We start from the raw sequence: 21,367 nt of genomic DNA on the forward strand, positions 1-21,367 counted from the left end.
CTTACGCCTCTAGGGTATCTTCCTGGCTATCGGTTTCTTCGACAGCCGCGCCCGAGTCATCATCGGCAGCCATTGAATCAATGGTCTCGACGATCAGCAGGGGGTCCCCTTCATCAAGGGTGCGCTCGACTGCGGAAAGAGAACTGGTCTTGGGATCGAAAAACGCCGCGCGATCATTTCTGAACACATCGTCCCAGAGGTACATGACGATCTTCTTGAGTGCCTCCTTGGTGCCCCTCGTTTCGATTTCCTGTGGGGCAACAAAGAACGGTCCGACCCAGCGATCCTCGTTGATGCGGAGGCCCCTGAGCTTCTCGTTGATAGCGCCGAGGATCCTCAACAGCGGGAATGATGACCCGTTGTAGGCCACCTCGTTGTAAAGAGCGGTGTTCTTGTTGAGTTCGACTGGGATATAGGTAAAACTCCACCTGCGTTTGAATGCCGTGTCGAGATAGGTGACGCCCAGATCAGCGTTGTTCATCGTCGCTACTATGGAGAGGTTGGACGGGATGAGAAACGCGGAAGCGAGCTCGTCATGGCCGATGCTGCGAAGGTATTTTGCAAGCTCCGGCTGGGGCTTGATGGCATAGTCGCTCTCGTGCTCGCTGTTCCGGTCGAGCAGCTGGAACATATCACCGAAGACCGCAGCTGCGCTCGCTCGGTTGATCTCTTCAATGACTAGGCAGTCCTCTCGCAAGGGGTGCTCGTATGCGTCGACAACCGCGTCGACAAACGGACCCGGTACAAACCGATAATCGATCGAGGGCATTCCGGGAATGCCCGAAACCACAGCACTGGAATCGAGAATCCTCGCATCCGTCTCGACATATGCCGGTACGGGTTTGTAGCTGCCTACGAAATCGAAATATGAATACTCCGGATGAAAAACCGTACGGGTAAGCTTGGCATTCTTGTATAGCTCGTTTTCGATGAACCAGCTCTTCCCCGTGCCAGGTGCACCGTAGATCATGATGTTAGCGCCGGTTTTCAGGCGCTCGGCGGGCTCGTCGCTGATCCGTTGATTGCCATCGTCATGCGTGTGTGCGGGCTTCAGGTGGCGCGCGGCTTCACAGAGGGAGTAGTCGTCGGAGAAATCACGAACTATGGGACCGTAAATCTCTCCACTTGCCTGTGCAATACCGAGGAGGGCCAAAATCGGAGAAAAGTAGAAATCATTTTTCCGAGCGAGAGATTTACCGCCCTCCCAATAGGTGTAATCGAGCATGAATCTTAGGATGCGTTTTGCGGCAGTGGCGGCATCGCTTTCGGAAAACTCATTATATAGAGCCCGAATCTCGCCCTCAAACTCGGGAAGTAGGTGGCTGTAACTTTCGATAAGGTTTCGCAAGCCCGTCCCATCATCCGAATCCTCGCGGGCTTTATCAAACGATTTTCGGGCGCTCTCCAAGTAATCGTTAAGTCTTTTTCTGGTCGTCAGCGACAGCGAGCAATTTTGAAGGCAATTGCAAAGACAATCGTAATAGCGAAGAAGCGCCCTATAGTACGGCACCGTGTCAGGGATTTTACGGAACGGAAGTGAGGCTACGACTACGGCAGCGCCCTCGCTTCTCCAAAAGGAAACCGAGTAGCTATGGAATTCCAAGCGGACGTAGCGGGCGGTGTTGGCGTTATAACGTTGGTAGCTTTCTCTAAATGAGGAATCGATGAGGTAATCATCCTCCTCGATCAGTTGAATACTCGCTTTACTCGAATCAAAGAGCTTCCTCAGATCGGGAAAGACGTCATCGACAGATCTGCTAGAAGAGGGTGCGGAGATAGATGGAGAGCTGTCAGTCATACAATTGCCTTCCAATACGCATACTGAATTGTAGTTATTCTATTTCAAGATAAGAGGAGACGAGCCGAATCATCGGGTAACGGAGAAAGTTGGATACGAACATATTGCTGAAAGGATAAAGAAACGAAAGCCGGACACGGCAATTGTCAACCAAGCCGAAGGACGAAAAGCAGCCCAACGGTACGTATGCATTAAATCGCAAGAAACTGAAGCCCGACCAGGGACTTCGCGCGCCCCATATGCGCACGGTTGACGTCGCTGAGGCATCCCGCTCCCGCGTAAAGCAGGCGACCACGCGACAGCGGCGTATCTCAAGAGTGCATCGCCCATTCGCGTAAGACAAGCGCCGCGCAACGACCCCGTACTCGAAACACACCCGAGACCATTCCGGTGCGCCCCGTTGGCAAAAGTGAGCACAGAGAAGATGATGGGCCCATCCCGCATGCCATATGAAGCTTTTGCCCTGAAACGAGCCCGTCCATGAGCCACGAAAGGCAATCGCGAGACCGCAAAGCCGTCGACCCGTATGCCGCAACGCGAACAGTGAATGAAACCCTCACAACCGTACCCAGAACGACACCGGCCCGCACGTCCCACTTTGCGCCCGCACATCCCACGGCAAACCGCAGCGACATCCCTTCCGCATGTCCCCGCAAGCCTCCCGGCCGCCCCGCTCGTCCCCCGGCACAGCAGCGCGCTGCCCCTCGAGGGTCGACCGCATCCCGCCCGCGCCCGCCGTGCGCGCTCGGGTCGGCCGTGCCGCCCGCAGCCCCCGCGCCATGGAAGGTCAACGGGCGCGTCGGCGTCTCCGCGTCCGTCTTTGCCACGGCTCGGTGCAGCCCGCCTGCGGCGGTCTGCCCTCGCAGCGGGCAAAGCCGGCCGCTACGCCGCCGACGCGCATGCACGGGAAACTAAGGCGCGGGGCCAGCGGCCGTCACGGCCTCCTGCACCGGCGCGCACGGCGGGCGCGGGCGGGCTGCGGCTCTCACTCACTCGTCCGCACGCAGCTGTGCCGGGGGCCGGCTGAGCGGGGCGGCCGGGCAGCTCCGCATGTCACCTGCGTGCAGCCAGGGCGCCACGCCAGCGACGACACCGCCCGCAGGCAGTAGGCGCGCCGCGCCAGCGGAGACATCAGCCCGTGGGCGCCAGCCGAGACCCGCGCGCAGCAACCCGTCCCGTACAAGCGGTGGCCGCGCGCAGCAATCGCAACGCCGCGCCGAGAGCCCCACGCCATTGCAACCGAGACGCCGCGGGCGGCAGATGGCAACCCCGCGCGCTCGGGTCGCAGGCGGCACCTCATGCCCCAGCCCGCGCATCCGCGCGGGCGGCTCAGCCTTCCCGGTGCACCGCGTCCCAGCGGCGTGGTACCGTGATGGCAACAGCCAGGCACGCACGACCGGCAGAAGGAGGGGCCCATGGCAGCGGCGCATGCGAGCGCAGGCATACCGCGCGAACCCGAGCGCGCACCCATCAGGGTCGACACGCTGCACCGCATGCGCCCCGGGCGCATGCCCGAGGTGCGCCCCATACAGGTGAGGTGGCCCGACGGCCGCGCCTGGCGCGTCGAGCGCATCGTCGCCCGAGACGAGTACACCATGCCTGGCGCAGGCGGCCTCGTCGTGCGTTGGCGCGTTATCCTCGCCGGCCAGCTCAAAACCCTGTACCAGCAAGGCGACACCTGGTTCGTGCGCGCACGCAAACAGACGGGAGGAGACCGAACATGATGCCCAGGCCGGCATTCCTCGACAGCCCCTACGTGGTCGTAAAGCAGGGCCGACACGGCATCGCCTACCGCGTGTCGGACGAAGCCCCGGCGGACGAGCGCGAGCGTCTCGAGGCCGAAATCTGCGTATACGAGAAGGCGTGCCGAGCCATCCACAAGCTCATGCTCGACGACAAGTCATAGCAAAAGGGGCACCGCTCGCGCGGCGCCCCCGGAAGGAGACGTTTGTCTCTGCGTATGCGGTACGGCCCTAGTTCATGGGCAGCACGCCGGTATTAATGCCGTTGTTGAGGATGACGGCGAAGCGTCCGCGCGCGATGTTCTCCCACGGGCGGATCTCCCTGCCGTCGGCGGTTTCGTAGCCGGTGATCATACGGCTCTTGAGCGCCCAGGCGATGCTCGGGCGCGCCCACTCGGAGACCGCAGCGCCGTCGGAGCACTTCAGCAGGTATCCGTCGACCTCCTGATCGGTCATGGCGGGCTGGTCTTTGGTGAGATAGTTGGCGAGAATCGTCATCGCACGCTCGGTCGAGACCTCCTGGTCGGGGCCGAGCACGTAGCCGCGGGGCGTCTCCATTCCGTGTACCACGCCGTTCTCGAAAGCCCAGTTGACCGCAGCGGTGTAGTACTGCCCGTCCGCGACGTCGACGAGGTAGGTGTGGTTGAGGGTAGACGAGACGTCGGTGCTCGAGGCCGCCTCGGGCTCCGCGTAGCGCCACAGGATCGTGATAAGCTGGCCCGTCGTGAGTGGGTTGTCGACGCCGAACAGCCCGTTGTCGTACCCGGTGATCAGGCCCGCAGCAGCCACGGCGTACACACCGTCATAGCGCCAGTCATTCGAATCCTGCATATCCGCAAAGCATCCCGGCAGAGGAAATTCCGGAAGAGGTGCGGGGCGGTTCCCCGCTTACAAAACGAAGTCGGTTGCGTCGTCCGGTCGAGCTGTGTCCGTCCAAGCGCCGGTCTGTCCGTTGAAATACTGTAAGTGACCGGAAAAGGAGATTGGGCCGGGCCGCAGCTGATAAAGAATATCTGGACCGACCGTGAATTCATACGAATGGCTAAGGCTGCTGCTGCTAATAAACTGAAGGTTTCTCGGATCTTTGTCGTCCCAGCGAATTTGGTTGCCATACTGATCGCTAATGACGAGATCGAGGCTAAGCCCATGGGAATCCGGCCCTATCCCCCAAATATCGACCGTGAAGGTCAGGCTGTCTCCTTGGTAAACGTGGTCTTCAAAGCAGAATAGATAGAGCTGGCCATTCCAGGGGGTCGATGGCTCCCACCACGCCGCGTGAGCTGCGGCTGGAATAGCAAAAGTCGCCACAGGGGCGAAAACGCACGCGAAGAATATACGTACCATCAAATTAGCTTTTTGTAGCACGAGAGAGACTGGACCCATGGCTCCTCCAAAGACGCTCTGTCAGGCACTAGCTAAACGATACAAGAAAGCGGTATGTACAAGCACGGCTGTCCCGTACACGTTGGTGCTTTATCGACAGGAGGGCGCCGGCTTGACGCATATGGTGGATGTCTAGGCTTCATTTTCCATTTGGGACGCCTTTCGAGCCGTCTCCTCATCCTCGCCATACCACCGCATCCGGTACTCCCACGGCTGCATGAGCCCCGCCGCCACCTCGGCCATATCCTGCTTCTTCTCCGCGGCCGTGTCCTGCACGATCGAGTCGTCGAACACCACGCGCACCTCGCCCTCGTCGGGCAGCGCTTCGCCCAGGCGTCGCTTCACGGCGAGCACCGCGCGACAGATCTGCGCGATGGCGTCACCGAGTCCGTGCTCGTGCCGGCGGATCGTGCGCATGAGCGCCGACTGGTCGCTCGACACCTCCGTCGCCGTCTTCAGGCGCCCCTTCTCGTCGATGTCGAAGTAGTCGACCCCGAGCCCCGTGAGGTCGCCGAGCACCTGCAAAGCGCACCTCAGCGCCTTCTGCTGGGCATCGGTCCTCAGCGCCGGCGCGAACTCGCGAATCACGTCCTCCACGCTCTTGACCTTGCGGAACACCGTGCAGTCGCCCTTGCCAAAGGGGATCGCCACGCGCCGCCCGTCGGCCTGGTCTACGTCGAACAGCATGTCGGACAGAAACACGCGCATCTTGCCGTTATCGATCTCCGAGACCATCGCGTCGTAGCACAGATCGACCGCCTGTACCGCGTCGATGGCGTCGGCGAACACGCTCTGCCCGTACGGGCTCATGTCCACCCGCGTGTTGTCGATGGCTGGTTTGATGAGGGCGAAGGTGGGCGAGGTGCTCCCCGTGTCGAAGGCGGGGCACACCTCGCGCGGACGGATGATGTTGCCGTCCTTGTCGAAGCACACGGTATGGATCCGGTACCCGCCGCCGTCGCAAATATCGATAACATCAGTGTCGAGCGGGTTATCCGCGCTTCGCAGGTGCATCTGGAGCTGGTCGACGATCGCCCCGCGCCACACCGCCCGCGTCACGAACGCGCACTCGGTCACACCGTCCTCATCCCACGTGAGCGGCACCACCATCCGCGCGTCGTAGTGCCGCACGCGCACCTCGCGCGTATCCACGTCCACCCACAGGGCGAAGGCCCCAGTGCCCAGTCCGAACGCGCGCACCACTGCATCCTGCGCCGCGGCCAGAAAGCCGGTGCGGCCCATCCATGAAGTCAGCCAGTCCGTGCACGTCTGCTCCTCGCACGCCACCGCCGTCTTGTCGGTCAGCAGCAGCGACCCCCACTCACGGCACACGCGCATCGCGGGGTGAATCGACCGCCGGTGCACCTCGTACAGCCGCCCGGCCCCGTCAACATCCCGGTAGTCGTAAAAGTCACCCGTGGCGCGCATCCAAGCGTCCCACGAGCGAATGTACCCCTCCATATCCTCCAGCGGCAGCCGAAACCCCAGCCCCCGAAGATACTCCCGCACATGTTCCGGCACCCAAGCGCGCGCATCATCCATACGAAGCTCCTCCCACATCAGGCAATCTCAATACCCCCATGGAACAAGCCCGTCACAATAACTGAGCTCCCGCACATCTCTATCCTCGTACAGGCGTTTTTGCACAAGGTGAGCCGGCAATCACACGGCGCTACCGCACACATCCCACAACCGGCAGCCCCCACCGCGCGCCCACTAGGCACGGGCCCACAGGCCACCACCGCAACCCGCCCGGCTTACCTACCCAGGTCCACCGCAGGGCTAAACGCCCTGCGGAGCGGGTCTCGGCTCGCCTTAGACGTTTCCGCCCCGCTATCCCCGCAGCACGTCCTCCATCATGGCGTAGCGAACCGCGTCGATGGAGTGGTCCCCGCCGTCGGGGATCTCGTCGGTCCACGTCCCGTCGCGCTCGCGCCGGTACTCCTTCATGCGGAACTCCTCGAGCGTGAGCGGGCACGCGGCGGGATCTATCACGATCTCCCGCAGCCCCGCAAGCCACTCGTAGGAAAGACGCCGCATGCGCGCCTTGCGCGCCGGCCGCGCCCGTATGCCCAGATCGCGCCGGTAGGTCGCCATCTGCACCTTGCCGTCGGGCGTGTCGTCGCACCAAACCGGCTCGTCATGCAGGTACGCCTGCTCGCCGGGAGCGTCTGAGAAGGTCAGCACCTCCTGCACGAGCCGCCCGGTCTCCTCGGGCGTCATGCGCGTCGCGGAGCGCTCGCCCACGATGAGCAGCCTGCGCTCGGCCGGCTCCCACGCGCAACGCACGCACCGCCAGGGGTCGGGCCACCAGCCCCAGTCGAGGCCCACGCGCACGCGCCCCGCGGCCGCACGAGCGAGCCCGATCCGCTCGGCGACCACGTTGCCGAAGATCGCGCCGCCCGTGCCGGTCACCTCGCCCAGGTACTCCCACCGCCACGCCGTCTCGTCGACACCGCGCAGGTACTCCGCCTCCTCGATGAAGGGCGCGCCGATCCAGTCGGGGTGGCTCTCCAGCACGTCGAGGTAGGACGAGCCGCGCACGAGCGTGTCGGCGCGCCTGAGCCGCTCGTCTCGCTCCACGTTGACCCAGCTAGCAGCCGAGCGGGGCGGGTTGTACGAATAGAAGACCCAGAAGTCGCTGCCGCCGCGCCGCAGGGAGTTGAGAATGGAGCGCACCGCCTCTATGCCGTCGAACTGGTCGAGCTCCTCCAGCCAGATGACCGCCGCGTACCCGCGCGGGAACTTCGTGCCCTTGAGCTTCAGCGGGTCGTCGGCGCCGCGGAAGACGATGCGCTGGCCCGTGGGCAGGTAGACGACCTCCATCGGCGAGACGCGCGCCCGGAACCACTCGATGAGCCCCAGCGCGTCGATGGCCCAGAGCACCTGCTGGTACACGGAGTCGCGGAGCGTGTTGGAGAACCTGCGCACCACCACCGCGTTCGCCTCGGGGTTGGCGAGGATGAGCAGCACGATGCACACGCTGATGAAGCTCGACTTGGTCGACCCTCGGCCCCCGTGCAGCCAGTAGTGCGTGTGCCCGTGGGCCATGATGTCGCCGAGGACATCATGAAAGCGCGGGATCACGAGCGCCGACGCGTCAACCATCGGCACGCCCGCCCTCGGGCAGCGTGCCCGCCTCGACGAGCGGCAGCCGCTCCTGCACGGGCTGCACGGCCACCCCGAGCACGATCTGCGGCGCCGCGTCCGCCTTGCCGTCGTCGCGCTGGCGCTCCGCCTTGCCGTACTCGTCGGGGTACTTGCGCTCGAGCAGCCAAGCGGCGGCCGTCCAGTACTGGTTGCGCGCGAGCGCCGCCGCGCGGATCGTGTTGAGCAGCTGCCGCTTGAACGCCGATTCTTCCTTTTTTAGCCCCTCGCTTAACGCGCGCTGCAGCTCGCCGCGTGGCCGCCCGATCCAGCGGTAGAAGGTAGACTCATGAATACCCAACGCACTGATAATATCACCGTTGGATAGGCCGTCTGCTTTGAGGCGAATCGCCTCATCCACCATCTCTCGAGTCAGCTTCGGCCGCCTCGCCACGTGAATCACCCCCGTAAAGCCGATAAGTTTATCTGGGACTAATACTCAAGACTTGTCACAAGGGGATCTGCGTACCGGCAACGTTCTATATCATTCTCAAGCCAATTGCACGCCATAATCTGGTCGATTGGCATGTAGCGAGGTGCTGATGTATTGCAGCGATGGGCCTATGAACAGCTTTTGAGTGCAATAAAGATTATTAGTGCGACGATGACGAGCAGCGCGCAGCCTCCAAGCGCGGACCCGTCCGATTCACCCTTCGAATGAGCTTGCGTATAGTAGCGCTCTCTATATTCCTGTAGGAGGGGGACTAACCGATCCTGATCTTCGTCAAGCCCTTCTTTTTCTGTCTTGAATTTGTCGGGTGGCAAGGTATAGAGAATCTTTTCCATATGATAAGAATTTGCTGCTATTTCGCGAATTTGTCTTATCAAAGGGCGTTCAGATTCATCGAAATCATCGAAACCAGCATATCGATACATGAGGAACGATATGAATCTGTCTCGCTCCCCACCATCATCGAAAAGTCTATCAACGGCCCTGGACAAGGTCAGGCAGCTCCAAATTTGCATTTCGTAATCTGACACTTGCACAGAATCAGCGAATTCGGGATAGCCTTTTTTGATTACATCAATCCTGCCGCGATCATAAAGCTGGGCGCGATGCTTCGCATCTTCCCTTTCTGAAAAGTCATTGGAATGCTCGGCAATATAAAGATCTTTAACGTAGTCATCGCGTGTGTATGACATAGCGAATCACCGACCTCAATAGTTCATTTCACATAAGAAGTTGATATCGCAATAATTTTAGACCCCCATTACAACCGCGTCAATTATGAATAAAGATGCGCGTGCCATGATTTCATTCCCATGCAAGTGAATGAGGTTGTTTCACGGTGACTTTTTCTTGCGTCGCATCACAAAAGAGGGAGAGGGCCCAGGCACCGGTGGACTGTCCCCCGGTAGGAATCCCTCTCCCCGCAGCGAGGCCGTGTCCCATCGTTTTCCGTCGGGGCGTGCCCCGCCCGGAACCACACCCTTGAGCATTTCGCCCAGGAGTGGAGCCTCTGTCCTCATCCTATCATCTATCGAATAAAGGCAGGATTCCGCCAAGTTCAGCGTTGGATATCTGTAAGGCAGCCTCAATTTACTGCAATTTACCGTTTTCCATTATTTCAGATTCATAAGGCATTAATCTCTATGTGTATCGCGGCAACCTGAAAGGAGCGGAGCTATGGGCGTCAAGGAATGCAGAGCCTACATCGAAAACTATCTGGCGGAATACGGGCAACCTCCGGGCTCATGGCCGGTCGCCATCATGGCGGAGGATCTCGAGCGCCGGCTCGGGGACGTGGGCCCCGGGGGGATGAGACCGACGGAGGCGGCGGACTTCTTCAATCGCTGGAACGGCAAGGTCATGAACGGGAGGGGCGAGCTTGTAGACTACACCCGGTTCCTCACCTACGCGGACTCCGGCATCATGGCCGCCATCGCCGACGGTGGCCTCACGGGTAATCAGGAGGTCTTCGAGTGCTACTCCTCCCTGCACAGAGGCTGCTTCGGCGTGGAATTCCCTCTATGGGATGACCTCCTATAAGGAAAGGACGGGGCATGGGCGGAATCTAGCCCATGCCCCCGTTCTTTCAGATTGTTCGACAAGGCAAGGGGGCTGGATCTGCATCCAGCCCCCTTGCTTATGCTCATCGCCCTCGTTTCCCCTTCAAACCGTACTCCCGGCACAATCTCGAGTTTCGTTGCCTGAGCCGAGCCCACTCGCGCTTTGCGGCCTCCAACTCGGGGCCTTCCTCGCAGCCCTTGGCTTCCAACTCCAGCAGTTCGTTGAAAGCCGCCTCCTCCGCAACGTGCATCTCGAGCGTGCATCTCGCGCACATGCCCGACTGCCGATTAAGGTGCACCCCGATCGCCCCGCACATCGGACAGACCTCGAGCTTGCGCAGGCTGCACCGTATCCTGCTCGCGTGCACCTCGATGGAACGCCTAGAACGCTCCACGCCGAACCGCCGCTTCATCTCAGCTTGGACCGCATCGACGCCCAAGTGCCCCATTTCGCGCAGCAGCTCTTCCTGGCCAGTCGTCCACGAGCTCACGGCCGCTCACCGCCCGTCAAGCCGGGCATACCGCCCGCGACCTGCGCGGACGCGCCCCGTCTCAACGTCTTGACCATCTGCGCGACAACATCCCTCGCGCCCGCCCGCGCGCGTGCGCGCCCGCGCGATACCCCTCTATCTCTATCTATATATGAGACAGAAAGACAGTAAGAGAAGAAAAGGGCCACCACCAGCTCCTGCGCCTGTCTCAACATGCGTCTCAGCATGGCTCGACACCTCCCTCCGTCATGACATCCCGGTAGCTGCCGGAAGTCCTCTCGAGCAGCCCCTCGAGCGCGGGACCGTCGATGCAGACGCAGTACACCCTCGCGCCACCGTCGAAGCGCCTCTGCCGTGTGAAGCCCCGCCCGGATCCGAGCACGAGCACGCCCTCGTCCGCCATGCGCCGCAGCGTCTTCTGGCGGTCGAAGCCCGCATCGGCGAGCGCTTTATCGAGCACGGAGGAGAAGACCCACCACAGCGAGCCGGGCCGGTCGGACAGATCTTCACGCAGCCCCCAGCGCTCCAAGCGGTCGTCCTCCACATAGCGTGCGAAATGGACGGAGCCGCGCACGAGCCACTCGGAGATGAACTGGATCGCCTTGATGTCCGTGTCCGCGGCACCACCCGTCGCGTGCGCGAGCACCCAGGCGGCCAAGCGCATCGCGTCGTTGAGGCACTCGCCCCAGTCCTCGTGCGTGCGGAAGACGTAGTAGGAAGCGAGGGCGTCGGCGAAGGCGAGCAGGGCCGAGTTGTCTGCCTGCGGGTGTCCGCCGGAGCCCTCCGCAATCGTGTCGCGCACGCGGGCGAACTGGCTCTGGTAGAACTCCTCGCTGTTGCGTCGCAGCGCCGCGATGTAGACGCGCCCGGCAGTGCCGTGCTGGGCGGCAACGAGGCGGTGCATGGCCTGCGCCTCCCTCACGTCGCCGAACGGCTCGGCGGAAAGCTCGAGCGTGCGGTTTGCAGCGCCCTGCTGGGTCGACTCGCCGACGATCGGTATCTCGCCCGTCGCGATGGTCAGCGACCGCCAGCTGCCGCTCCTCATCATCGACCGGTCCGAGCTGAGCGCGCCGCGCTCGTGCCCAAGCGACAGGCTATAGAGCAAATCCTCAACGATCTGCCGCTTGCCCGCCTGGCCGCCCGGGGCGCCCTTGGCCTGCAGCTCGTCGACGATGAGCGGGATGTCGTGCAGCAGCGCCGCTCCGCGCACAATGCTCTTAGGTGTGTCGGCAAAGGTGCGGAAGTAACCGTCCGCCCCCTCGGTGGGATCTCCCCACACGGACCCCGCGGCCTTCAGCGTCGGCGTCTTGCCGGAGCGGCTGCGACCCCACAGGTAGACGATGAACGGCTGGACGTGCAGCAAAGAGACCAACGGGCTCGCGAAGCTCGCCGCAAGAACCGCACGGAAGCACGGGGACGTCTCGCGTGCTTGGGCGATACCCGCCACCCATTTCTCGAGCGTGCCGGCGGACTCAAAGAAGGGCCGCACCTTGGGCAGCGCGTCGGGGGACGGATCCAACCTCACACCGTCAATGCCCGCGTCATACGGCATGAAGGCCCCAAGCGGCGACTCGGCCCACCCGAGATGCGTCACGCTGCGGCTGCGAGGCCGCTTGGCGCCGAGCCTGCGCTCGCAGTCTGTCAGGTATCTGACGACGTCTTTGGCGTTAGTCGACGAGACGTTCGCGCCCAGCGGAGCTAAAGCTCCCACGATCCTGCTCTGGTTGAGCAGGCTCTCGCGGTCGAGCGCCCGCTCGCGCACGCCCGCCGGCGTCGCCACGCGCACGAGCGCCCGCACGTCGCCGGTGTCGACATCTATCAGGTCGCACGCGACCCACGGCGCCGTGGCGGTGACCATGTAGCGCTCGTTGCCGTCCCTGTCGACGGCCCAGAGCGCCCCGTCGCCGTCGGCGCGCCAACCCTCTACGGAGGGCGCGGCATCGGCGACGAAAGGCGGTTTCTCGGGTAGGGATGACCCCTCGTCAGCTGTGTGCACGGTAGAAGTCGAACATATGTTCTTTTCTAAAGACGGCGCGCTCCTATGGATCGCCTTACTGCGCGGCGTGTACACTTCCGTGCATCCTTGGATAGCGCGCTCGATGGTCTGTGCGCCGTATGTGGTCCCGCCGCGCCGGCTGTCCCACTTGTCCCGCATAAGGCCGCTTCGTCTGAAGATCCGATCCATGCGGTCGGCATCGCGCCCGCACCAGAAGGCCAGGTGGCTGCACAGAGCCATGTCAGCTGCCGAGCGGTCGCCGCCCTGGGCGGAGACGTCGCCGGCCATGAGCGCGCGGATGGCCTCGCCGCTCCTCGACGCGTACATGCGCTCGATGAGCTCGCCGTCGTCCATGCTCTCGCCGTCTTCGCGAACGACTTCCGTCAGAGCCGGCTGAGCCGCACGCTCCGGCTCGATCCACGTGCGGTACGCCCGCTCGATCACCTCGGGATTCGCGCGGATCTCGCCGCGCCCCTCGAAGACCTGACCGGTGACCGTGAAATAGCGGTCGTGGTCGTACAGCTCAACGACGCGCCCACCGGGCTGCCCCTTGCGCGACCTCTGCGCCCAGTCGGGCTTGGACCCGCGGAAAATCAGGTGCAGTCCGTCTCCCGACGGGGAAACCTCGGTGTAGGTGCCCGCCTGCTCGACAACCCACCGGTACTCAGGGTCAAGCATCCCGTCGGTCAGCACATGGTCCAAATCAAGACCCGTATAAGCGCGATCAGGACAGAAAACGAAACCGATACCGTCGCAGCGCCATCTGCCGACCGCGGCCAATGCCTCCTCAAACGACGCCCATGTAGACGGGTCCGTGCTCTTGGCCATGCGCCCGGTCCGCGCGTCCACCGGCAATTTCGTCGTCTTGCCGCCCCTGGTCTCGCGCCTCCAGCACACCCAGCGCCTCTCCGCCCGCAGCTCAGCGGGCACGGAGGAATAGTCCCTGCCCATCTCACGCCTCCTGGGCCGCGAGCGCCCCGTACGCGTTGGCGAAGATGGTATCGCGGCATATGACCCACTTGCCGCTCACCTTGTCCGCGGGAATCTTGCCCGCACGCGCGGCGCGGCGAATCACCGCCGCATTGCCGCCGACGAGGTCCGCCACCTCCTCGGGCGTCAGGAAAAGCGGGATCTGGTCGTACCTTGCCGTCGCGTTCTCTGCCTTCATGTGCCGTCTCCTTCCGGTCGTTCACCTATCGAGCCGAATCGGTTCGTTTCGGGAGATAGCGTATCATATTTATTTATGTCTAATTTTAAGGTGAGTCAAATTATGACCGATTTAGTGCTATTGTCGGTATAACAAGTCATATTCTGTTCTATAATGGTACGAGAGGTGACATATCGTCCCGTAGGGCGTCTCCACAAGGCGTCCACAACTCGGAGAGGAGGACCGCATGGAGACATCGCTGGAGAGACTGAGGGTGCGGGCTGGGTACCGCAGTGGGGCCGCGCTCGCCGCCGCGCTCGGGGTGAGCGCGGTGACGTACAACAGGTACGAGAGGGACCCGGCCGGCATTCCCACCAAGTCGGCGTGCGCGCTCGCCGACCTCCTCGGCTGCTCTGTCGACGAGGTGCTGGGCAGGCGGGCGCCCGCGGCTTCGCAGGGGCCCGTCCAGGCCGCCTACGACGCGCTCAGCCCCGAGTCGCGCTCACTCGTCGACAGCTTCCTCGAGACGCTCGCCGCGGCCGACGCCCAGCGAAAGACCGGCGCGAACCTGACGCTGCGCGCCCACGCGCTCGGCCTGTACGAGGCCTATATCGAGGACTACGAGAACTCACGCGGCCTGTTCGACGGCCCCGGCGGCCGCGAGGGCTTCCGCGCCTACGCGGAGGGCAGGCTGGCTGAGCGCCGCGAGCGCGAGACGGAGGCGTCTTACCGCGGCGCGCTGGCGCGCCTCGACGCCGCGGTATCCACCGGCGATGTCGAGAAGGAGGACATCGCGGAGGAGATCGAGCGCCTGCGCGCCGAGTCGGTCGCCGACCTCGAGCGCGAGGACGGGGAGGTCCTGGAGCGCCTCATGTCCATCTACGACGGCGAGCACGCCGCCGGGTAGCCAGAAAGCGGCCCGCGCGGGACGGCCATCCCGCGCGGGCCCGAGCGTCCGATCAAGCAGCACACAAGAAGGGACGGTTCAATTATGGCAAAGAAGGCACACGGCGGGAAAGACGAGAAGTCGGGTGAGAAGTCACCGAAGAAGGTCGTCCTCAAGAGCGGGTACCCCGGGATCTACCGCCTGGAGGACAAGGACAACAGCAAGTGCCGGAAGTGGCGGCTCGTCGCCTTCCTCCCGTACGACAGGAAGAGGAAGGTCTACCCTCAGCGCAGCAAGACGGTCGAGAATATGACCCTCACCGAGGCGCGGGGGGAGCACGAGAGGTTCAAGGCCGAGCTCGCCTGCTCGAAGCGCGTGGAGAAGAGCGACAAGACCCTCGCCGAGTACGCCAAGCGGTTCTGCGACGAGCGCGAGGCCTCCGGCGCCTTCGCAGAGCAGACCATCGACGCCGACCGGATACACGCGAGGCAGATCTGCCACCTCATCGGCGACCTTCCCGTGCAGGAAATCGACGCCGCCGTGCTCGCCCAGGCCTACCTCGACCTGCGCCACGGCAAGTCGCTCTCGGGAAAAGAGCTCTCCGGCACGACGGTCGGCAACATCCATGCCTTCGTTGACCTCCTGATGGGCCATGCGGTGAAGCATGGCCTCATCGCGAAGAATCCCTGCGACGAGATCGAGACTCCCCGGCGCGACACGAAGGAGAAGCGCGCCCTCAGCGAGGCGGAGCTCCAGGACTTCATCTCCAGACTCGACCCCGCCCGGAGCATGGACTGCGCCGTCTTGCTCGCGGCCTCGCTCGGCCTCAGGCGGGCAGAGATCGTCGGCCTCTCTTGGGGAGATATCGACTTCGCCCAGGGCACGGTCGAGATCAAGAGGTCCTACAACTCGCATAGGCATCTCGTGAAGACCAAGACCGAGGCCGGGCGCCGCACCCTGCCGCTCTCCGATTTCGCCGCGCACGCCCTGCGCGCACGGTATCAGGCGGCCGGTGCAACCGGTGAGGACGATCCCGTGATCGAGAACTACCTCGGCAAGCGCGCGAGCGCCGCCGCGCTCAGCTCCTGGTGGTCGAAGAACCGTGAGCGCCTCGGGGTGGACGGCCTCACCCTGCACGAGCTGAGGCACACCTTCCTGTCGATCCTCGCCGGCCGCGGCGTCCACCCCGCCGTCATGCAGCGCCTCGCCGGGCACACCGACCCGACCCTGACCCTCGGCATCTATACACATGCTAACCTCGACACGCGCCGGGCCGCCATGCAGCTCGTCGACGCCGTCTACGAGGTCGAGCCCGTGGATGAGGTGTCGCGCGCGGTCGAGGACGCCAAGGGCGCCCTCGATGCCGTCATCGCCACCTTCGGAGACGTGATCCCGGCGGCCGAGGCCGATTCGCTCGTCAAGCTCATCGAGGCGCGGAAGGTCCTCGACTCGATGGGCGCGCCCCGCCCCGCACTCGAGGTCGTGGGCTCCGCGGCGTAGCGCCGGAGAATTCTTTGCCCGTTCTTTACCCTGATATAGAATTATCGGCAGGTCCCGAGCAATCAAGCCCGTGACCTGCCTTTTTCATGTCCTGTAAAAGATGTCTATCTCAGAGACAATAGAGACAGTCCCTTTTTTGGCAGGGCAGAAGCCCCATATGCACAGCTCGTAGATTACTTATAAAACGAAATATCGCCATGAAAATACTCACGCCAACGTCGGCAGATGTACCCGTAATTAACCATGATGAAATCCATGACATCGGCGAGTTCGCGCTTGGTCAATCTGCTTCCGTTGCTCGCGAGTACGCAGCCGCCGTTTCGCGTGAGCCAAATCTTCGTGGCATTCGGCGACGGGCGTCCCTTAGCGACATGTACGTGAATAGGCTCACCGTTCTCGCCTGTCCAGAAGAAAATGGCAAACCCCTGGAAAAGAAACAACCTAGGCATAATTCTTAGAAGCTTCCCGCGCAAGCCGAAGGATGAGCGGCGCGTTGTTGTGGACAAACGTATCGAGATACGCCATGTCATCATCGGTAAAGCCCTCGATATCCGACCACTCGAACGCCGGGAGCGCACAACGGGCGCTATCGAAGCCCAGCTCAATAGGGCGCTCGATCGAGACCTCGACGACTCCGTCGTCCAAAACGTTGGAATAAGCTACCTGTGTCCCGTCCTCAAGCTCAGCATAGTCGTAAAACATGATGCACCTCCTAACGATTCAAAGTATATCTCGTATTACCCCATGCCCGTCGCTCTTACAGCCCATCCGAAATACCTTTTCCGCCTTTCATTACCAAACATAACGCAGCCATAATGGACCAAGGGGTCCTCTGCATCCCCTCTCCATCTGTGGCAACCTGGCGGCAACCGATGAACGCGCACTAGAGCACGAACCCCATGACGGCACCGAGCAACGTGGCGACCCAGGGGGTCGTGAAGTCGCCCATATAGAGCATGGGCGCTAGAAACAGCCCGCTTATCGTCGACGACGGAAACAGCAGCACCGTTGCCCACATGAGAACATGCAACGCAAGCGCCGCGATGTTGACCACCTTCACGAGACGAATGACGCGCTTGCTCTCCCCCACGTTGTTGAACAGCGATCCCACGAGCAGCGCCGACGAATAGCAAAACGCAGGCCATGCGACCAGTGAATGCAGCGCCGCCGGAAATGTCCGGTAATGCATGGCGGCCCAGTCAGCGAGCACCATCCAGTACAGCACGATGTAGGCAAGCGATGCGGCGGTCACGACGGCGGCGATGATGAGGATGCGCTTCATGGCTCCTCCCCGGCTCGGATAGCCTCATTCTACCCACGGGCGCACTCCGCGATAAGCGGCCCCCTCCGCGATGTCCCCGCCCATGAAAAAGGGCCGTCCGAAGACGGCCCCGCATGCAAGCTGCAACACGTTTTGCTACATGACCACCGGCGTCACGACGTTGTCGTCGGCGTCGAACTCGAGCGGCGCGGGCTCGTCGAGCGCCTCCACGCCGGGATACTTGCCCGCCTTGACGTCCTCGTAGTAGGCGGCAGACAGCATGATCTGCCCGATGTGCAGGCTGTTGGCGATGCGCACCATGCGGACCGGCTTGCCCTCGATGCCGTTGCAGGTGCGGATGCACAGCTGGATGGCCTCCTTGTCGGTGGCGACCACGCACGGAATGCACGCGCTCTTGAGCACCGTCGAGGTCAGGCAGTTGGGATACATGGCCTCGATGTCCATCACGTCGAAGATCTTGGAGGTGATGGCGCTCGCCAGGCCGACACCCAGCGCGTTGCCGTGGCTGATCTCGGAAAGGTTCAGAAACGCCGTGCGCTGGACCTGGATGCCGCCGTGCGCGAAGTCGGTCGAGAACGTGCCGGTGATGTTGGGGTCGACGCCCGTGCCGGAATAGTTCTTGCCGATCTCATCGACCACGAGCACGTCGCCCTCGCCCACGATGAGCGACGGCATGTTGGCCTTGGCGACCTCGAGCAGCTCCGCCTCGCGCTCGAGGATGTTCTCGGGCAGAATCGCCTCGATCATGGCCGTCTCGTCGTAGGCGTTCTCGATGCACGGAATGGCGAACAGGATAGGCGCCTTCTCGAGCACCACGGCCGCCATGGTCGGGATGTTCTGGCCGATCTTGCCCATGCCGTCGGAATGGACGGTCTGGGCGCCCACCTGCTTGCCGAGGCCGACGGTCATCATCTTGCAGGGACCGGACTCATGGGTGCCGCGGAACGCGTTGTGGGGCTTCAGGCGGCAGGAGACGATGATGCCGTCGGACTCGTAGGCGTTCTTGTCGAGCACCACGCGCTTGCCGAGGCTGGAATACCCAAGCTCGACGACCTCCATGGAGCTCTTGATGGGGCAGCCCATGGCCTCCTCGGTGATGCCGAAGCCGGCGAGCATCTCCTTCTGGCCCTCGGCGGTGGCGCCGCCGTGACTACCCATAGCAGGTACGATAAACGGGTTGGCGCCGCGACACTTGACCGCGTCCACGACGGCCTTGGTGATGATGTCAACGTTGCGAATACCACGGCTACCAGCGGTAATGGCGATGTTCATGCCCGGCTTGATCTTCTCGGAGAACTGCGGCTGGGCAATCTGCTCCTCGACGATACCGGGAATGTCCTCCGGCGCGATGGACTGACGCGGGAACGTCTGACGCGCATGGAACATCTCGGGGATCTCGACCCCGGCGAGAAGCTTGGATACGGTACCGCCCTTGGTTACCTTCATGGTAAACCTCCCTGATTCGTATCGTTCACGATACTGTAATGCTAGTCTCCGGGCAGAACGCGCCAATGGTACGAGGAACATAGTTGGACAAACGGCATTAGGCCCACCGCCCTCGGCACAGCAGGGCTGAGCTCTTGCGCTGGCGATACATGGCGACAGCGCGTTTCCCGCACGACGACAACTCAATGCGCGGCCGTTGGGACCCCTCCAGAGGGCTTTGCCATGGTCAAATCCATCACTCCCATTGCAAACTTACAGACATGAAGCTGTACGTGGTCAATCGGTGCGTTCCCATTGCAATTCCAGGAACAGATCTGGCGCAGATTAATATGCAATATTGTTGTCCTTGCATGTTGGCCTCTCGAAATACGCCGCCACGGCAAAGCAGGGAGAAATCAACCGCATATTGCAATATTTAATATTGCGCCCTTCAAAAGCAGCTCCATGCAATTGCAATGGGAGCGCACCGATTGACCACAGATGGCTTCACGTGCATCGGATTGCAATGGAAATGCAGTTTTTGACCATAGCGCGATCTTCCGACCTGCCATGCAACGATAAAAAACACCGCCCGGGCGAATGCCCGGGCGGTGCTAGCGCGACAATTCGATATGTCGGAGAAGCCTACTCGTTGAGAGCGGCGTTCACAGCGACGGCGCAGGCGACGGTGGCACCGACCATGGGGTTGTTGCCCATGCCGATGAGACCCATCATGTCGACGTGCGCAGGCACCGAGGAGGAGCCGGCGAACTGGGCGTCGGAGTGCATACGACCCATGGTGTCGGTCATGCCGTAAGAGGCAGGGCCGGCAGCCATGTTGTCCGGATGCAGGGTACGACCGGTGCCGCCACCGGAGGCCACGGAGAAGTACTTCTTACCGTCGGCCAGGCGCTCCTTCTTGTAGGTGCCCGCAACGGGGTGCTGGAAGCGCGTGGGGTTGGTGGAGTTACCGGTGATCGAGATGTCGACGTTCTCGTGCCACATGATGGCAACGCCCTCGCGGACATCGTCGGCACCGTAGCAGTTGACCTCGGAGCGAGGACCGTCGGAATACGGGATGGTCTCGACGACCTTGAGCTCGCCGGTGAAGTAGTCGAACTGGGTCTTCACATAGGTGAAGCCGTTGATGCGGGCGATGATCTGGGCGGCATCCTTGCCGAGGCCGTTCAGGATAACGCGCAGCGGCTTCTTGCGGGCCTTGTTGGCGTTCATAGCGATGCCGATGGCGCCCTCAGCGGCAGCAAAGGACTCGTGGCCGGCCAGGAACGCGAAGCACTCGGTGTCGTCGCCGAGCAGCATGGCGCCCAGGTTGCCGTGGCCCAGACCGACCTTGCGGTCCTCGGCGACGGAGCCGGGCACGCAGAAGGCCTGCAGGCCCTCGCCGATGATAGCGGCGGCCTCAGAAGCGCTCTTGGCGCCCTTCTTGATGGCGAGAGCGCAGCCGAGGGTGTAGGCCCACTTGGCGTTCTCGAACGCGATGGACTGGACGTCTGCGACGATCTCGCGAGGATCGATACCCTTGTCCTGGCAGATCTGCAGAGCCTCCTCGAGGGAGGAGATGCCGTTCTCGGCGAGGCATGCATTGATCTTGTCGATGCGGCGCTCGTAACCTTCGAAGCTAACAGCCATTATTCTTTCCCTCCCTTTCTACTCGTGAACCGGGAACACGGACTCGACGGTGTGGGTCTCCTCGTCGGTACGAGGATCGATGTACTTGGCAGCGGCCTCCCACTGACCATAGTGACCCATGGCGCCAGCGATGGCGTCCTCGGGGGTGGCACCCTTCTTGAGGGCATCGGTGAACTTGCCGAGGTTCAGGAACTCGAACGCGATGATCTCGTTCTTGTCGTTCAGAGCCATGCGGGTGACGTAGCCCTGGGAGAGCTCGAGATAGCGAGCGCCCTTGGCCTTGGTGCCGAACATGGTACCGACCTGGGAGCGCAGGCCCTTGCCGAGGTCGTCAAGGGAGGCACCGACGGGCAGGCCGCCCTCGGAGAACGCGGTCTGGCTGCGACCGTACACGATCTGCAGGAAGATCTCACGCATGGCGACGTTGATGGCGTCGCACACGAGGTCGGTGTTCAGGGCCTCGAGGATGGTCTTGCCGGGAAGGATCTCGGAAGCCATAGCCGCGGAGTGGGTCATGCCGGAGCAACCGAGGGTCTCGACGAGGCACTCCTCGATGATGCCGTTCTTGACGTTAAGCGTCAGCTTGGAAGCGCCCTGCTGGGGAGCGCACCAACCAACACCGTGCGTAAGGCCAGAGATGTCGGAAATCTCCTTGGCCTGAATCCACTGACCCTCCTCGGGGATGGGTGCGGGGCCGTGGTATGCGCCCTTGGCAACCGGGCACATGTTCTCCACTTCTGCTGTGTACTGCATGCCTCTCCTCTCTTTCGTGATCAATCCCAAAAGATCCGCGGCGAAACGGAACACCTTTTGAGCACTGACATGCGTATCCATTTTAGCGCGAAACTGACGCGGCGAATTCGTCGAAGGGCGGTGAATTTGACGCGACCGGTTGGATTTCGCCAAGCAC

20 protein-coding genes are annotated in these 21,367 nt (G+C 62.4%); 5 read left to right on the forward strand and 15 right to left on the reverse strand.

Going from position 1 to position 21,367, the window contains the following annotated elements; all coding sequences use genetic code 11:
* Window position 1: 1 nt before the first annotated feature.
* Window positions 2-1,798 carry an AAA family ATPase gene (locus tag B5F74_RS02305; protein ID WP_087199694.1) on the reverse strand — a complete coding sequence of 599 codons (1,797 nt, stop codon included), beginning with the start codon at window positions 1,796-1,798 and terminating at the stop codon, window positions 2-4.
* A 1,415-nt stretch (window positions 1,799-3,213) separates the two neighbouring features.
* On the opposite strand from B5F74_RS02305, the gene B5F74_RS02310 reads away from it, so the two are divergent.
* The gene (locus tag B5F74_RS02310; RefSeq protein ID WP_087199696.1) at window positions 3,214-3,522 is read left to right on the forward strand and encodes a hypothetical protein; all 309 of its coding nucleotides are present in this window, start codon (window positions 3,214-3,216) and stop codon (window positions 3,520-3,522) included.
* Window positions 3,519-3,704, forward strand: a complete 186-nt coding sequence (locus tag B5F74_RS02315) for a hypothetical protein (protein WP_087199698.1) — start codon at window positions 3,519-3,521, stop codon at window positions 3,702-3,704. Before B5F74_RS02310 ends, B5F74_RS02315 begins: the two co-directional genes overlap by 4 nt.
* A gap of 67 nt (window positions 3,705-3,771) precedes the next feature.
* Here B5F74_RS02315 and B5F74_RS02320 read toward each other — a convergent pair whose 3' ends face one another.
* From B5F74_RS02320 to B5F74_RS02345, 6 genes are all read right to left on the reverse strand, one after another.
* Window positions 3,772-4,371, reverse strand: a complete 600-nt coding sequence (locus B5F74_RS02320; protein ID WP_087199700.1) for an S-layer homology domain-containing protein — start codon at window positions 4,369-4,371, stop codon at window positions 3,772-3,774.
* Between the two features lie 57 nt (window positions 4,372-4,428).
* Window positions 4,429-4,923, reverse strand: coding sequence for a hypothetical protein (locus tag B5F74_RS02325; RefSeq protein ID WP_087199702.1), 495 nt, complete (start codon window positions 4,921-4,923; stop codon window positions 4,429-4,431).
* A gap of 132 nt (window positions 4,924-5,055) precedes the next feature.
* A complete protein-coding gene (locus B5F74_RS02330) occupies window positions 5,056-6,465 on the reverse strand; it encodes a hypothetical protein (RefSeq protein WP_087199704.1) in 1,410 nt (469 codons plus the stop codon).
* A 291-nt stretch (window positions 6,466-6,756) separates the two neighbouring features.
* A complete protein-coding gene (locus tag B5F74_RS02335) occupies window positions 6,757-8,031 on the reverse strand; it encodes a phage terminase large subunit (RefSeq protein WP_087199706.1) in 1,275 nt (424 codons plus the stop codon).
* Window positions 8,024-8,434 (reverse strand): helix-turn-helix domain-containing protein, encoded by a 411-nt coding sequence (locus tag B5F74_RS02340; protein WP_087199708.1) that lies wholly within the window; start codon window positions 8,432-8,434, stop codon window positions 8,024-8,026. Before B5F74_RS02340 ends, B5F74_RS02335 begins: the two co-directional genes overlap by 8 nt.
* A gap of 197 nt (window positions 8,435-8,631) precedes the next feature.
* The gene (locus B5F74_RS02345; protein WP_087199710.1) at window positions 8,632-9,213 is read right to left on the reverse strand and encodes a hypothetical protein; all 582 of its coding nucleotides are present in this window, start codon (window positions 9,211-9,213) and stop codon (window positions 8,632-8,634) included.
* A gap of 484 nt (window positions 9,214-9,697) precedes the next feature.
* On the opposite strand from B5F74_RS02345, the gene B5F74_RS02350 reads away from it, so the two are divergent.
* Window positions 9,698-10,060 (forward strand): hypothetical protein, encoded by a 363-nt coding sequence (locus tag B5F74_RS02350; RefSeq protein ID WP_087199711.1) that lies wholly within the window; start codon window positions 9,698-9,700, stop codon window positions 10,058-10,060.
* 731 nt (window positions 10,061-10,791) lie between these two features.
* Here the strand turns inward: B5F74_RS02350 and B5F74_RS02365 are convergent.
* Both B5F74_RS02365 and B5F74_RS02370 read right to left on the reverse strand, forming a co-directional pair.
* Window positions 10,792-13,518 (reverse strand): DUF927 domain-containing protein, encoded by a 2,727-nt coding sequence (locus B5F74_RS02365; RefSeq protein WP_087199717.1) that lies wholly within the window; start codon window positions 13,516-13,518, stop codon window positions 10,792-10,794.
* Window position 13,519: 1 nt separating this feature from the next.
* Entirely contained in the window at window positions 13,520-13,735 is a 216-nt protein-coding gene (locus B5F74_RS02370) for a helix-turn-helix domain-containing protein (RefSeq protein WP_087199719.1), read from the reverse strand.
* A 226-nt stretch (window positions 13,736-13,961) separates the two neighbouring features.
* Here B5F74_RS02370 and B5F74_RS02375 point away from each other — a divergent pair, with 226 nt between their 5' ends.
* Window positions 13,962-14,621 (forward strand): helix-turn-helix domain-containing protein, encoded by a 660-nt coding sequence (locus tag B5F74_RS02375; RefSeq protein WP_087199721.1) that lies wholly within the window; start codon window positions 13,962-13,964, stop codon window positions 14,619-14,621.
* 84 nt (window positions 14,622-14,705) lie between these two features.
* Window positions 14,706-16,100 carry a site-specific integrase gene (locus tag B5F74_RS02380; RefSeq protein ID WP_087199723.1) on the forward strand — a complete coding sequence of 465 codons (1,395 nt, stop codon included), beginning with the start codon at window positions 14,706-14,708 and terminating at the stop codon, window positions 16,098-16,100.
* Between the two features lie 173 nt (window positions 16,101-16,273).
* Here B5F74_RS02380 and B5F74_RS02385 read toward each other — a convergent pair whose 3' ends face one another.
* From B5F74_RS02385 to B5F74_RS02410, 6 genes are all read right to left on the reverse strand, one after another.
* Window positions 16,274-16,633, reverse strand: a complete 360-nt coding sequence (locus B5F74_RS02385) for a DUF4160 domain-containing protein (RefSeq protein ID WP_343217543.1) — start codon at window positions 16,631-16,633, stop codon at window positions 16,274-16,276.
* Complete coding sequence (locus tag B5F74_RS02390; protein ID WP_087199726.1) at window positions 16,542-16,802, reverse strand: hypothetical protein; 261 nt, start codon at window positions 16,800-16,802, stop codon at window positions 16,542-16,544. The genes B5F74_RS02385 and B5F74_RS02390 overlap by 92 nt, the downstream gene beginning before the upstream one ends.
* A 181-nt stretch (window positions 16,803-16,983) precedes the next feature.
* A complete protein-coding gene (locus tag B5F74_RS02395; RefSeq protein ID WP_087199728.1) occupies window positions 16,984-17,382 on the reverse strand; it encodes a hypothetical protein in 399 nt (132 codons plus the stop codon).
* A gap of 135 nt (window positions 17,383-17,517) precedes the next feature.
* Window positions 17,518-18,828, reverse strand: coding sequence for a lactate racemase domain-containing protein (locus B5F74_RS02400; protein ID WP_087199730.1), 1,311 nt, complete (start codon window positions 18,826-18,828; stop codon window positions 17,518-17,520).
* 624 nt (window positions 18,829-19,452) lie between these two features.
* Window positions 19,453-20,457: a GGGtGRT protein gene (locus B5F74_RS02405; RefSeq protein WP_066831922.1), complete on the reverse strand. Its 1,005-nt coding sequence runs from the start codon at window positions 20,455-20,457 to the stop codon at window positions 19,453-19,455.
* An 18-nt stretch (window positions 20,458-20,475) separates the two neighbouring features.
* The gene (locus B5F74_RS02410) at window positions 20,476-21,210 is read right to left on the reverse strand and encodes a hypothetical protein (RefSeq protein ID WP_066831924.1); all 735 of its coding nucleotides are present in this window, start codon (window positions 21,208-21,210) and stop codon (window positions 20,476-20,478) included.
* Window positions 21,211-21,367 lie beyond the last annotated feature (157 nt).

The sequence above is a fragment of the Collinsella sp. An271 genome (assembly GCF_002159695.1).
GTDB lineage: Bacteria > Actinomycetota > Coriobacteriia > Coriobacteriales > Coriobacteriaceae > Collinsella > Collinsella ihumii.